General features: G+C 37.5%; 14 protein-coding genes. 5 read left to right on the top strand and 9 right to left on the bottom strand.

The features are described from left to right. The first annotated feature begins 200 nt into the window (after positions 1-200). The gene (locus ISU02_RS19820) at positions 201-746 is read left to right on the top strand and encodes an HD domain-containing protein (RefSeq protein ID WP_194703585.1); all 546 of its coding nucleotides are present in this window, start codon (positions 201-203) and stop codon (positions 744-746) included. A gap of 117 nt (positions 747-863) precedes the next feature. Here ISU02_RS19820 and bioB read toward each other — a convergent pair whose 3' ends face one another. From bioB to ISU02_RS19800, 4 genes are all read right to left on the bottom strand, one after another. Then, a complete protein-coding gene (bioB, locus tag ISU02_RS19815; RefSeq protein WP_194703584.1) occupies positions 864-1,820 on the bottom strand; it encodes a biotin synthase BioB in 957 nt (318 codons plus the stop codon). A 3-nt stretch (positions 1,821-1,823) separates the two neighbouring features. Continuing rightward, a complete protein-coding gene (locus ISU02_RS19810) occupies positions 1,824-2,393 on the bottom strand; it encodes a biotin transporter BioY (protein WP_194703583.1) in 570 nt (189 codons plus the stop codon). A 620-nt stretch (positions 2,394-3,013) separates the two neighbouring features. Then, complete coding sequence (locus tag ISU02_RS19805; protein ID WP_194703582.1) at positions 3,014-3,934, bottom strand: pseudouridine-5'-phosphate glycosidase; 921 nt, start codon at positions 3,932-3,934, stop codon at positions 3,014-3,016. A gap of 4 nt (positions 3,935-3,938) precedes the next feature. After that, complete coding sequence (locus tag ISU02_RS19800) at positions 3,939-5,015, bottom strand: carbohydrate kinase (protein WP_194703581.1); 1,077 nt, start codon at positions 5,013-5,015, stop codon at positions 3,939-3,941. Positions 5,016-5,204: 189 nt separating this feature from the next. Between ISU02_RS19800 and ISU02_RS19795 the strand changes: the two genes are divergently transcribed. From ISU02_RS19795 to ISU02_RS19780, 4 genes are all read left to right on the top strand, one after another. Continuing rightward, entirely contained in the window at positions 5,205-5,711 is a 507-nt protein-coding gene (locus tag ISU02_RS19795) for a UBA domain-containing protein (protein WP_194703580.1), read from the top strand. 132 nt (positions 5,712-5,843) lie between these two features. Next, positions 5,844-6,344: a DUF4342 domain-containing protein gene (locus ISU02_RS19790; RefSeq protein ID WP_194703579.1), complete on the top strand. Its 501-nt coding sequence runs from the start codon at positions 5,844-5,846 to the stop codon at positions 6,342-6,344. 196 nt (positions 6,345-6,540) lie between these two features. Beyond that, positions 6,541-7,230 (top strand): response regulator transcription factor, encoded by a 690-nt coding sequence (locus ISU02_RS19785; RefSeq protein WP_194703578.1) that lies wholly within the window; start codon positions 6,541-6,543, stop codon positions 7,228-7,230. Then, positions 7,214-9,094: a HAMP domain-containing sensor histidine kinase gene (locus ISU02_RS19780; protein WP_194703577.1), complete on the top strand. Its 1,881-nt coding sequence runs from the start codon at positions 7,214-7,216 to the stop codon at positions 9,092-9,094. Before ISU02_RS19785 ends, ISU02_RS19780 begins: the two co-directional genes overlap by 17 nt. Positions 9,095-9,211: 117 nt before the next feature. On the opposite strand, the gene ISU02_RS19775 is transcribed toward ISU02_RS19780, so the two are convergent. The 5 genes from ISU02_RS19775 to cysQ all read right to left on the bottom strand — a co-directional run bounded on the left by ISU02_RS19775 (position 9,212) and on the right by cysQ (position 13,166). Beyond that, positions 9,212-9,871, bottom strand: a complete 660-nt coding sequence (locus ISU02_RS19775) for a HutD family protein (protein ID WP_194703576.1) — start codon at positions 9,869-9,871, stop codon at positions 9,212-9,214. Positions 9,872-10,120: 249 nt separating this feature from the next. Continuing rightward, a complete protein-coding gene (locus tag ISU02_RS19770; RefSeq protein WP_194703575.1) occupies positions 10,121-10,861 on the bottom strand; it encodes a hypothetical protein in 741 nt (246 codons plus the stop codon). Positions 10,862-10,869: 8 nt separating this feature from the next. Further along, positions 10,870-11,700: a 4Fe-4S binding protein gene (locus ISU02_RS19765; RefSeq protein WP_194703574.1), complete on the bottom strand. Its 831-nt coding sequence runs from the start codon at positions 11,698-11,700 to the stop codon at positions 10,870-10,872. Between the two features lie 105 nt (positions 11,701-11,805). Next, the gene (locus ISU02_RS19760; RefSeq protein WP_194703573.1) at positions 11,806-12,321 is read right to left on the bottom strand and encodes a cob(I)yrinic acid a,c-diamide adenosyltransferase; all 516 of its coding nucleotides are present in this window, start codon (positions 12,319-12,321) and stop codon (positions 11,806-11,808) included. 38 nt (positions 12,322-12,359) lie between these two features. Then, positions 12,360-13,166 carry a 3'(2'),5'-bisphosphate nucleotidase CysQ gene (gene cysQ, locus ISU02_RS19755; RefSeq protein WP_194703572.1) on the bottom strand — a complete coding sequence of 269 codons (807 nt, stop codon included), beginning with the start codon at positions 13,164-13,166 and terminating at the stop codon, positions 12,360-12,362. Positions 13,167-13,192 lie beyond the last annotated feature (26 nt).

The raw sequence follows: 13,192 nt of genomic DNA, 5'->3' as shown, positions 1-13,192 counted from the left end.
TTATAACGTTTTTTTGATGTTTTTTTGAAAATAAGACTTTAGATGTGTTTTTTATTTTTTACTTGACTTATCTTAAACTTTGGGAATAGTCATCTTGTCAAAACTATGCTAAAATCAGTATATAAAATGTTCTAAATATTCGAGTATCAAGCTGTTTGGTTCTTATCAGTTTTTTTGATCCACAACATTTAGGAGGCCTTATGACGATATACGATGCCATTCACACTGCTATCTTAGCGCATGAGAATCAAATTCGAAAACTAGATCAGGACATCTATGTGGCCCATCCTCTTGAAGTGGGTATGATTTTGGCGAAATACGGCATGTCTGATGAAGTCATCTGTGCCGGAATTTTGCACGACACCGTGGAAGATACCGATATGACACTGGATATGATCGAAACAAAATTCGGCAAGCTTGTCAGAACTTATGTCGCCTTTTGTTCTGAAAATGACAAAAACCTCACTTGGCGCCAGCGCAAAGAAAATTATCTCGCTCAAATTCAAGAGGCGCCATTAGATGTGCTCTTTATCGTATGTGTTGATAAACTCACCAATATTATGAGTATTTTTCGCAATCTCGATAATTTTGGTGATGATATATGGTCACATTTCAATGCAGGTTTTGAATTTCAGAAATGGTACTACTCCGAAATTTTAGAAAGACTGCACCCCATAAGCTATCATCCACTGTACAAGCAATTAAACCACTATGTATCACTTGTTTTCTACGCTTCAACCCCGTGATAACCGATGCATACATATTTGTGATTTAAATTGTATTCCATTTTGAGTTGTATTAAAAAAAAGTGTGTCTTTGGCCTCAATAGGAGGTAAAGGATACACTTTTCATGTTTACAATTTTTATACTTCAAATCCAAGCGATCTGATCAAAGCCATATCTTGCGCTATGGTATTGCCCACCGTGGTCAGATAATTTCCAGATAGTGCACCATTTACGCCACCTTGAAACCCCCTCTTCACCAATTCACCTAAGTAAGCCCTTCCGCCTGCAAATCTAATCTCGGCGTCCGGTAAAATCATTCTGTAAATCGCAAGCATTCTCAAAATACGCTCAGGTGAAGGCAATTCATTCAAAGCCATTGGCGTTCCCGAAATCGGCATTAGAAAATTAATGGGCACAGACTTAATTTCGAGCTTTTTGAGTTCAAAAGCCATGTCAATCCGGTCCACATCGGTCTCATCTATTCCAAATATGCCGCCAGAACATACCTTAAGTCCTGCTCTCTGGCAATTTTTTATGGTTTCAATACGCGCCTCATATGAATGCGTTGTACAGACATCTGCATAGTGACTTCTGGAAGTTTCCAAATTGTGATGATAAGTCGTAACACCAATCGCCTTCAATACTTTGGCCTGTTCAAGTGTAAGCATGCCATGCGAAGCACAGAGCTCTAATTCCGTTTCACGTTTAAGGGCCCGATAAGCTTCCAATAGCCAACTCATATCTTGTGGATGAAGCGATCTGCCGCTGGTGACAATGGAAAAGCGCTTCACACCTTCTTTTTCAAGAGATTTTGCCGTTTCAACAATCTTGTCAATTGGCATTTGTTCATATACGTCAACACCTGTTTCATAGTGAACAGATTGTGCACAGAATTTACAATCTTCTGAGCACTGGCCATTCTTCCCGTTGATAATCGAACACAGGGCAAGTTTATGACCCGCACGTTCAATTCTTATTCTGTTCGCAGATGCCATCAATGCTTCAAGTGCGATAGAATCCTCTAAAAGCATAACTGCTTCACTGTACAGGATGGCATCGCCTCTTAAAATTTTATCTTCGATTGCTTTTAACATATGCTACCCCTTCTTCACATGAGTGGTATAACCTGCATTTCTAAGCCTTGGCAATACCAAGATCGATGAAGTCGCAACAATAAACGATTTGATGATATCTGGAATGATAAAAGGCAGAAATCCTGCTGCAAGGGCACTTTGAACTGAATAATCTCCTTTGCCAAGATAAAGTTTTATAATCATATAAAGATAGGGTACACCAATGAGATATACAAAAAATAATCCCGTTAGGACAGCACCAAACACCTTTATAAAAGTGATCTCTGTCATGCGCTCTGTCAAGTAGCCAATTGCAAACGTGCAAACGAAGTAGCCGAGCAAATAGCCAAATGTCGGATTAAAAACATAAGTAATGCCACCCCCATTGGCAAAGATCGGAATCCCAATCAGTCCCATGGCAATGTATATTATCTGTGATAAACTCCCCTTTTTTGAACCTAAAAATACGCCAGCATAAGCACAGAAGAAAAATTGAAAGGTAAAGGGCACTGCACCAATATTAATTTTTAAAAAGGCACCAATTGCGGTTAATGCGGCAAATAAAGAAATTAGAATCATATCTCTGGTTTTCATATTATCCCTCACAGTCATTTTAGTTGACAATCAACTGTCATTTAATTGACAATCAAACGTCATTTTCATTCAATTCTCCCAACTGTCCATAAGCGTATATGGCTATAGCGTACTTATAGAGGGTCGTTAAGAGGGGTTTAAAGCTAAAATCATTGTAAAAGATCTGACGATATTTGTCAACTATTTTATTCTATAGGTTGACAATAGCTTTTACCCCAATAAACAGCTTTTCTTTAAGGTGTCATGGCAGTATGGAGTCATTTGAAGCAACAACATTTGAGCTATCTCTCGATGCCTCAAAACAATTTTCACTGACGCTGTTTGAGGGTGAACATGCCTCATCACAGCTTTAGGTTCAAATTTTGTTGTTTATAAAAAAAACTCTTTTCAGATTAAATCTAAAAAGAGCATACCTTGACATCAACCCATAGGGGTTAATTGCGTTTACACCTATAAAATTTTTTTGGGGGAAAAAACAGATGCAAACTGAAAAAGAAATCTAGTTATTAAATTACCAGCATTCATAATATATCAGAAACGCGTATCGACGTCCATAGCCATCCTGTTAACATTCGGTAAAATCCCATTAACATTCGTTAATAACCAAAAGCGAGCCTATTTTATGCCTGTAACTTGGCATATTCAAGCGCAATTTCCGCACCTACTCTCGCATTGTTATACACCAGTTGGATATTGGATTCAAGTGAGTCCCCACCTGTCAGTTCCTTCACTTTTGCAAGTAAGAAAGGTGTGGATGCCTTACCTTTAATACCTTTTGCATCCGCTTCCTTTAAGGCCGTCTCTATGGCATCCGTAATGATGTCAAAATCCATTTGATAGGCTTCTGGAATTGGATTTGCAATGATCACGCCACCTTTAAGCCCCAATGACCATTTAGAATGCATGGCTTCGGCTACTGTCTTCGCATCATCTACCCTGTAATCCACTTTAAAACCGCTCTTTCTCGTATAAAAAGCAGGTAATTCCTCAGTTTGATAACCAACGACGGGCACCCCTAATGTTTCAAGATATTCTAAGGTCAATCCAATGTCCAAAATTGATTTTGCACCAGCACAGATAACGGCAACATTGGTTTGCCCAAGCTCTGTTAAATCTGCTGAAATATCAAAGGTTTCTTGAGCATTTCTATGAACGCCGCCAATACCGCCTGTTACAAAGATTTGGATGCCAGCTAATTCTGCACAAATCATTGTTGCCGCAACAGTTGTCGCACCATCTTTGCCCATCGCCACTATAAAGGGAATATCTCTTCTGGATACTTTTGCAACCTCTTTAGCTTTACCTAAGTATTCCAGTTCATCAGCTGTTAACCCCACTTTAATGCGACCTTTTAAAATGGCTATAGTTGCAGGCACTACCCCTTTTTCTCGAATTATGTTTTCAACTTCGCGTGCCGTTTCAACATTTTGAGGGTATGGCATACCATGAGATATAATTGTTGATTCCAGTGCAACCACGGGTTTGCCTTCTGAAAGGGCTTTTACAACCTCTGGGTGAATATCGATTTTATTTTTATACATACTTTTACATCCTTTCCTTAATCAGATTATTTATAATGGATTCATTAAGTGCTTTTGAGACTGTTTCTTGTTGCTCTATATTATGAGTTGCACAACTCGCAGCAAATTTAATCGACTCATGGAATGGCATCTGCTTGATTTCAGAGAAAATCATACCTGCCATGAATGCATCTCCTGCACCAGTAGTATTGACGATCTCTGTCCTTGGAGACTCAATCTTCACAATCTCCTTTTCATCTCGACCTATAACGCCCTCGCCGCCAAGGCTTATAACCACTTTTTTCACAGGTAATGCCTTTAAAAAAGGGACGAGATTGGATGGGTCTAGCGGATACTCGGAAAACAGTTCGGCTTCCATCAGATTGGGTTTAAGAAAATAGATTTTGTCTAAAAGACCTTTCACTTTTATAGCCTTTGCCGTAGATACAGTATCCACAAATATCTTTTTATGAGCGTATTTATTGAGTATATATTGAAGTACTTCCTGTTTTAAGTTGGTGTCAATCACAAGACAGCCTGCGTTTTCAATTGTATGATGAAATTCATTGACATATGCCACAGAGATCTCATCCACAATGTTCATTTGAGAAATTGCCACGTGCATATCACCCGTTTCATCCGATACTGCCAGATAGGTTGAAGTGGGCTGACTTTGGTGTACCATGATACCAGTCGTATCCACTTTAAGGGCATTTAACTCCGATAAAATCATAGTACCAAACTCATCGTTGCCCACAGCAGATATCATTTTGACAGAAATCCCTAATCGTGATAAGTTTTCTGCAATATTTCTGCCAACACCTCCAGTAGAGGTTTGAACTTGTCCAATGTTAGAATCGTGGAGAATCATCTTATTTATAGGCTTACCGGAGATATCCATATTGCATCCCCCCACAACGACGACATAAGCTTCTTCACACACAATATAACCTTTGCCCTTGATCTTGCCCTTCTTGATGAGGTTAGAAATATGAACAGCCACCGAAGAACGTTGAATCCCCAGGATTTGAGCAAGTGCTTCTTGTGTTATCATAGGATTTGTCTTTACAATTTCAAGAATTTCTTGTTCACGATCTGTCATCTCTTCTCCTTTTTATAAACTTTAGTTTACATTGTAATCACATGTTTACATTATACCATTCAACATCTTTTGTAAACCCCTGAGATTAAAAATTCATAGAATTCTTTCTGTTTTCTAACCCTCTATTGGTTTTATATTAATACAACCTCCTTATACTTAAGTTAGAAAGTTGATAAAGGAGGTATTCAAATGTCAGACAATCTAGATCAAATTGATCAAATAATCAAACGCACAAATTGCTCTTATAAAGAAGCAAGTGACGCGTTGCAAAATTCAAATGGCGACGTCGTTGAGGCTATTATCCTAATCGAAACCCAAAATACAGAATCTGAGGCTTCAGAAAACTCAGATTCCGAAACGATCCATTCAGAATCCAATTGCACTGATGGCGCCGACGTAAAATTAGAATGGAAATCTGAAGCTTTTAAAGCTCAAATAAAATTTTTATGGTCAGCCATAAAAAAAATCTTCAAAAAAATGCTAAAAATGAAAATAGCATGGCAAAAGAATTCAAAGACTTATGTTGAGTTACCACTTATCATTGTGATCTTAGTTGCTTGGTTTACATTGCCGTTTTCCATAATCGTATTGGCTTTGCCTTTCTTCCTCGGATTTAATGTGATTTTAAAAACCAATGGCAAGAAAGATAAAAACATCAACAAGATCATTCAATCACAATTTGACAAGAGCAATTAAACGCTCACAAGAACAATCAAATGAATTGATAAATCCTAATAATTCTATCCAAATTCTAACCGAAATTTTGTACATCATTAAGAAAAAAGCTCTATAATTAAGTTAATACTAAAACATTGAGGAGGCGTTATTATGTCAGTAAGTTTAGAAAAAATCGATATGCTCATGGAAAGGGCAAACATCAGTTATAAAGAAGCAAAAGAAGCACTTGAAAAATACGACGGCGACATGGTCGAAGCTTTAATCTACTTGGAAGATGCTCATAAAACGGGTCCAAAACCTTCAAGTGCCAACAGCAATCAAAGACAATATAGACATCAAAGACGACAATATAGCCAAAGACCACAAAATGATTTCTTTGAAGATATGAAAAAATTCTTTGACAAGATGCACAAAACCAGCTTTGTGATCGGCAAAAAAAATAAAAAAGTATTGGATATTCCATTGACTGTTGCAGCCATTATCATTTTATTGACTTTGCCAGTATCTCTAATCCTTTTGGTTTTACCTTATGTCTTTGGATATAAAATCGTAATTCTGGATCCTAAAGGCAGTAAAGTTAAAGTAGAAGATGCATTCCAATTTAATGAAGAAACCGTTGTTGAAAAAGAACCAGAGGATAGACGTTCTTAAAAAGCCCCTCTTCCTAAATTTTTCATTAAGCCAACTATTAATCTCAGTTCATATCAGTTAACGCTCTTATGAACTGGGATTTTATTTTAGTCTCTGGGATTGAAACCTTTTAATCTGATCCAAATAATGCTATATTTAAACAGAGGTTAGCGTATCAAAAGTCAGTCTAGCTTACATAAATTTAGGAGGGAAAAATATGCAAAAAATACTCGTTGTCGAAGACGATGTTAAAATCGCGAGATTTATAGAATTGGAATTACAGCATGAAGGTTTTGAAGTTCAAGCTGTACACGATGGCAGGACTGGGCTTGAACGTGCTCTTGGAGAGGCATTTGACCTAATTGTATTGGACATAATGTTACCTGGACTAAATGGTATGGAAGTCTGTAGACGCATTAGACTCAATTCTGAAATTCCCATCATCATGCTCACTGCTAAAGACGATACCATGGACAAAGTCATGGGGCTTGACTTTGGCGCTGATGATTACATGACTAAACCATTTGCAATAGAAGAGCTTCTAGCTCGTATCAGACGAATCTTTAGGAAGGCTCCTGCAACCAATACCGTTCCGGCGAATACCTTTATCTCTGGCAATCTTAAAATCGATTACAATCAATACACTGCCTCATATAATGAAAACGCCATTGAACTCACAAAAACGGAGTTTGATTTGTTGCATTATCTTGCTGAGAATAGAAATATCGCTCTTTCCAGAGAACAAATACTCGATAAGGTTTGGGGCTATGACTATTTCGGAGAAACTAAAATTGTAGATGTCTATATTCGTTACCTGAGAAGTAAAATTGACGATCAGTTTAAAACAAAATTCATTCACACCGTTAGAGGGGTAGGTTACTTATTCAAAGATGAAGATCATAAGTAAAAACCAAGTAGAAGAATTGAATACAAAACCAAATTCTGGTTTAAACAAACCTAGGCTTGGTCGTGGAGACACAACTGGTTCCAATCGATTTGTCAAACCGAACACGACACCACAGAAGCGTGTTTCAAAGGCCACACCCATTGTCATCAAAGTCAATTCCAATTCGACTGTACCACCTACTGTAAAAGCCCGTAAAAAGAGCAAGAAGAAGGCGGAATCTGAAGAACTTATTCAAAAGCGACTGGAACACCTTGAGAGAGAAAAACATAAGCGTGCACTTAAAAAACAAAAAAAACAAGCAAAAAAAAATAAGGGCAAAGCCTCTGAGACGTCACCTCCCAAAAAAGCATCATCAGATGCCAAAGTCAAAACCACGAATAACGCTAAAGATAAGCCTAAAAACACATCCGCTCCTAGAGTGCCTGAGGTAGAAATTTCTGAACCTTCCTACATGGCCAAATCCTATGACAGGTTTATTTCTCTACTGAGATTTAACATTACTTTTAAACTTACACTGGGCTATACGTTTAGGGTGATCTTTCTAATTGCCTTTTTATTTATAACTTCTTATATGAGTTTTTCTTACTTTCTATATTATCAAACTCAGGGTTCGCTTTCTAAAAACGATGTGTACATTCAAAGCCTGCTTCAAAATGGTTTTGCCTATGACGATACCGTCGTCTCACATTATATCGCCAGTGAAGATCTGTATTTCTACTTTTATGATGAGCAAAAAGAGCTTGTCTACAAAAACACTGACAATATTATGAACTATGATGACGCCATGGCTTATTTCTCATTTGACTTTAAATCATTTCCAAATTTTCCGACACTATATCAATCCGGTAAATATATAGATGCCTCTGGTGTGACCAGCTACTTTGTATTAGGTAAAAACATGAATAAGTCTAGAGGGACGATCGAAGCAACATTGCCCATTGGCATTATGCTCTGTTTTGTATTGATGATATCCTCTATCCTATCTTCTTCAAAGTTGGCCGGCAAACATCTGAAGCCCATTAAAACGATGACGGATCAAGTTAAAGATATGTCTGCAAACAATTTGAGTACGCGGTTAAATGTCAGTGGTACCAAAGACGAGCTCAAAGACCTTGCGCTCACATTTAACCAGATGCTAGACGACATCCAGAAAAGCTATGAACGCGAGAAACAATTCGTGTCCGATGCTTCGCATGAACTCCGAACACCTATTGCAGTGATCAAAGGATATGCGGGTATGTTAAATCGCTGGGGCAAAGATGATCCAGCCATTCTAGAAGAAAGTATTCAAGCCATCTTGGGTGAAACTGAGAATATGCACAGTTTAGTTGAGAGTTTACTCTTTATTGCGCGCAATGATAAAGGCACATTAAAAATGGATCTTGCTGAGTTCAATTTATCAGATCTAATCTTTGAAATTGCTAAGGAGACTCACCTCATTGACAAGCAACATGACATCGTAGAGAACATTGATAAGAATCTCTTCATCTATGGTTCATGTGACAAACTTAAGCAAGCCTTGAGAATCTTCGTGGATAACAGTATTAAATATACTCCTGAAGAAGGCGAAATTAAAATTTCACTTCGTGCTACTCAAAATCAATATGTCATTGAGCTCTCAGATAACGGCATTGGCATTTCAAAAGAAGATTTGCCCCATATATTTGACCGTTTTTATCGTGCAGATAAATCCAGAACAAAACTCAAAGACAATCAGCATGGTGGAACAGGCCTCGGGCTATCCATTGCTAAAATCATTATTGAACAGCATGGTGGAGCCATTCATGTGGATAGTGAACTCAACCATGGCACAACATTCACGATTATGTTGCCTGCTATGAAGTCAGCCATTGCTGAAGATTAATCTCTCTATATCCACATTATTCTGTATCCATATAACATAAAAAAGATCAATCTCTTATTGGACCATAAGCCCATTATGAGGTTGATCTTTTGTTGTCTTTTAATCCATTTCAGAAGTTTATTGGGCATCATATGCCACAAAGAAAATAACCAAATTTAAATAATCTGCATCCAGTTGATTGACACTTAGGGTTTTATATTCCTGAATCATCTTAGAGTCATTGTCCACCAGTAAAAGTTCACTGGCTTGTACTGGAATATCCTGCTCCGCCATAAGCGCACTGTATGTGCCTTCAATGCAATAAATGCCTATTGTAAAGCGTTTATCTATTAAAACCAATCTGTTGTCGAAAATCTCTGGAAAGATGGCCTCTATATCCATCTCAGTTGCCTTTGCAAGCTTAAAATGCTTTAAGATGCCATAACTGCCTTCTCTCAACATAAGGTTAAAGTCGCGTGTTATACCGATACTCTTTGTTTCCCAATCCCCTTTAAAGCAATGCGCCTCATAAGGTTTTACTAAAATCTCATATAATAACTTTTGCTGATTTCTATGCTTTAATAAAAGCGGTGCATCAAAAGGTAATATCCACCGCTTTATCCCGTAAAGAGGTGTGAAATCAGATTCTGCTTTTTCAACGGTGGCACTGCTCACACGCCAAGAAAATTGCCTTTCTGAATAGTTCCCATTTTCAGGATAGATAAATATCTCTATCGTTTCCCCACCTGACCAATTTGTCTGTTTTTGATGAGCTCTGCTAACCACATGATATTTCATATTCGTCTCCCCCACAAGTTCATTTCAATTGCCTTTATATCACTTCTACTTCTACTATCTATTTTATCGTGAAAAGCTCAATAAAGAAACATGAATTTTACTAAATTGTATGAATTTCAATACAAAATCAGCTGAAAAGGAGAAAGCGGATCTAGATACGCCTCTTTAAACTTTAGAAACGCTCTAATCCGCTTATGTTAAAAACAGGTCAAGACTGTTCTTCAGGAATGTTTTTTCAAGAACTCCGCTTTACTCAATTAGATTTTGTAATGCCGCTTTTACTGTTGAAAACTCCAGACTTTCTTTCAAGCAGTAATCTTTAACCGTCATACTCTTCTGCGGTAAATCTGCTTCTATAATAGCTTCCACTTCTTCAACAGTAACACCCATATCCAACACTTGTTGAAAAGTAGTATTGCCTTTAATAAAATTTTCCTCTTCAGAAGTTGTCTCCCCTGTGGATACTTCATTTGAATCAACAGGATTGACATTGGCTTCAACGACCTCGGATGGAACTGTATGGTCCACTAAATAGGCTTCTATTTCTGGTGACAATTCTGGTTGATTGGATCTAATTAAAGGCACCGCTTTATCAAAGACATAATCATCACTTAGAGCATACGGTAAACCCTTGTATAATGCCACAAAGAGTTTCACAGACCCATTGCCAATCTCCGTGCCGTCTTCAAACACGTACATTCCTTCTAAGTCTTTATTTTGAATCTTATCTGCCTCCACTTCAGATGGTATTAAAAAGGCTTCTTTTAAAATCTCAACAGGTACGTCAAAGGCTTCTGCCACTTCAGCAAATGTATAGGAGCCTCTAATATCAGCTGGATTTGCCTCACCTTCATATATACCCGAACTGTACTTAGCAGGTATTTTTGTTGATTCCGTTTTCCAAATACCAAGTCCCATAAAAATAGCTATGCCGCCAAACATTATCCCAAGAGATAAAAGACCTACTACTTTTGAATTAATTCTCATCATTCTACCCCCTATTTTTTTGTGCTCAATATTTGAGTTTCAATGACAACCGTCTCAGGTACAGGACAATTGTTTTCAGACGTACATTCAAAACATCTGATACACTGCAAATCTTTAATTTCAGATGTATTTGCAACATCTATGTTCATTGGACAATTATGAGTACACAAATCACAACTGATACAAGTCGACTCAATGCGCTTAATCTTGAACAAATTGAACTTATTAAAAAATCCTAAAACCGCACCGTATGGACAAGCATATTTACACCACGGTCTTTCAACGAATAAAGACGCACCCATGATGATGAAAAGTGCAACCATACCTGTGATGGCCACTTCTGAAGTCCAAAAGTTAAAAAGTGCATAATATGGATCAATATTAGAGAATACAAGCGTTCCCGAACGTGCCGTCATAAACACCACCCATGCAAGAAAAACAATTCTAAAATATCTTAATTTTGAATCCAACTTCTTAGGGATCATATTATTATAGCGTTTCTTAAAAATTTTCTTTCCAATTTTACCAATCCACTCTTGAAAAGTACCGAAAGGACAAATCCAACCGCAGAAGACTGGTCCCAGTAAAAGAGCCAACAAAAAGACGATTCCCATTAAAATCACGGATGAACTATGCAATTTCTGAACGAAAGTGCCCAGCGTGAGCAATTGATAGATCGTTACAACGCCTCCAAAAGGACAAATTGCATGCAAAGAGGCATTGGACAACAGTTCTATGCCACCTCCAGATTCAGCTAAATTATGATTGACCGAAATAAATGCAATCAAGATAAAGAAGAAAACTTGTACTGCCACTCTAATTTTGCGCTTGCTTTTTTTCATAAAAACACCCCTATACTTTTTTTTATAGTATAAGGGTGAAATGTGTTTATCTTATGAAGTTCATCTGTAAATGATATGCCTTTCAAACAAAATTTATAGGATATGCTAACAATCGATCCCTGGCCTTGAAAGAACACCTTGATGATAGTAATGTTTAATCTCTTTCATTTCCGTCACTAAATCTGCAAGGGCTATTAAATTTTCTGAACAATAGCGCCCAGTTAAAATCACTTCCGTCTGATCAGGTTTTTCATTGAGCACTTCTATTAAATCTGCTTCACTAAAGAGTTTATAATAAAGTGCAATTGAAATCTCATCAAAGATCACCAGATCAAATTGCTCTGAAATCAACTTTTCACGCATAAGGTTCAACCCAGCCACCGCCATCTGTATATCCTCTTGTCTAGGTGTCTTTTCAATAAAACAAGTTTCACCAAGCTGCACAATTTCAATTTGGGGCAAATACTCTGAAATTTTAGTCTCAGTATACTTCATGCCTTTTATAAATTGTCCAATAAAAACTTTTTTGCCCATTAACGCAGTTCTAAGTGCCACACCAAAAGCTGCAGTGGTCTTACCTTTGCCATCACCTGTATAGATGTGAATGTATCCTTTTTCCATTATGCATCTCCTGACCTAACTTTTAACACTCTAACACACTACTTTTGAGAAACTGCTGCTTTTATTTTTTCAACATCAATTTTGTTTTCGCTTCTATTGATAATATAAAAGCCGTGGTTGACTTTACTCTCTTCCATATAGTCTATGGCGTGATCATCTAATTTCATGAAGATGCCTCCAGCCTCTTTGACAATGCATTCCACAGCACAAGTATCCCATTTCATAGAACGCCCAAAATTATAATATACATCATATTCACCATTTGCAATTAAACAGCCTTTAAGCGAACTGCCCATTTTTGTGATGGACTGAATTTGTTCATCATAAACTTTCAAGAGCCCTTCCGTTTTCTTAGAAGGATGTGATCGACTGATCAAAAGTCTAAATGAATCTATTCTATCCGATACATGAATACGCTTTTCCACATGATCCTTCACTTGATAGGCACCACAGTCTTGCACAGCGTAAAAGAGCGTTTTCGTAAAGGGCGCATAGACAACGCCTAGCAAAACCTGCCCTGCCTGTACAAGCCCAATATTCACCGCAAATTCTCCATTTTTCTTCACAAATTCTTTAGTACCATCCAATGGATCAATAATCCAAAACCTTTTTTGCGTGAATCTGGAATCATCATCAACGGATTCCTCCGTCAGAAAACCATCATCGGGGAATCGCTCACGAAGAACGGATTCAATAATTGTATTTGCAACAATATCAGCGTCTGTCACTGGAGATTCATCTGCTTTATAACAAACTTTAAAATCTTTTCTATAAATTTCGAGTATCTTCTCACCTGCACACTTGGCTGCTTCAATTGCAGCTTTCAATTCCAATTTATAATCCATAAGCCCATCCTAAATTTTAAAGATCC

The sequence above is a fragment of the Fusibacter ferrireducens genome (assembly GCF_015352425.1).
GTDB classification, from domain to species: domain Bacteria; phylum Bacillota; class Clostridia; order Peptostreptococcales; family Acidaminobacteraceae; genus Fusibacter_A; species Fusibacter_A ferrireducens.
Note: the sequence above shows the minus strand (reverse complement) of the source record. Positions and strands in the feature narration are given on the sequence as shown.

What these genes read in the sequence shown, in the direction of transcription:
- ISU02_RS19775 (WP_194703576.1), bottom strand. Translation starts at nt 9,871, where the DNA reads ATGAAATATCATGTGGTTAGCAGAGCTCATCAAAAACAGACAAATTGG.
- cysQ (WP_194703572.1), bottom strand. Translation starts at nt 13,166, where the DNA reads ATGGATTATAAATTGGAATTGAAAGCTGCAATTGAAGCAGCCAAGTGT.
- ISU02_RS19795 (WP_194703580.1), top strand. Translation starts at nt 5,205, where the DNA reads ATGTCAGACAATCTAGATCAAATTGATCAAATAATCAAACGCACAAAT.
- bioB (WP_194703584.1), bottom strand. Translation starts at nt 1,820, where the DNA reads ATGTTAAAAGCAATCGAAGATAAAATTTTAAGAGGCGATGCCATCCTG.
- ISU02_RS19820 (WP_194703585.1), top strand. Translation starts at nt 201, where the DNA reads ATGACGATATACGATGCCATTCACACTGCTATCTTAGCGCATGAGAAT.
- ISU02_RS19790 (WP_194703579.1), top strand. Translation starts at nt 5,844, where the DNA reads ATGTCAGTAAGTTTAGAAAAAATCGATATGCTCATGGAAAGGGCAAAC.
- ISU02_RS19810 (WP_194703583.1), bottom strand. Translation starts at nt 2,393, where the DNA reads ATGAAAACCAGAGATATGATTCTAATTTCTTTATTTGCCGCATTAACC.
- ISU02_RS19770 (WP_194703575.1), bottom strand. Translation starts at nt 10,861, where the DNA reads ATGATGAGAATTAATTCAAAAGTAGTAGGTCTTTTATCTCTTGGGATA.
- ISU02_RS19800 (WP_194703581.1), bottom strand. Translation starts at nt 5,015, where the DNA reads ATGACAGATCGTGAACAAGAAATTCTTGAAATTGTAAAGACAAATCCT.
- ISU02_RS19785 (WP_194703578.1), top strand. Translation starts at nt 6,541, where the DNA reads ATGCAAAAAATACTCGTTGTCGAAGACGATGTTAAAATCGCGAGATTT.
- ISU02_RS19805 (WP_194703582.1), bottom strand. Translation starts at nt 3,934, where the DNA reads ATGTATAAAAATAAAATCGATATTCACCCAGAGGTTGTAAAAGCCCTT.
- ISU02_RS19760 (WP_194703573.1), bottom strand. Translation starts at nt 12,321, where the DNA reads ATGGAAAAAGGATACATTCACATCTATACAGGTGATGGCAAAGGTAAG.
- ISU02_RS19765 (WP_194703574.1), bottom strand. Translation starts at nt 11,700, where the DNA reads ATGAAAAAAAGCAAGCGCAAAATTAGAGTGGCAGTACAAGTTTTCTTC.
- ISU02_RS19780 (WP_194703577.1), top strand. Translation starts at nt 7,214, where the DNA reads ATGAAGATCATAAGTAAAAACCAAGTAGAAGAATTGAATACAAAACCA.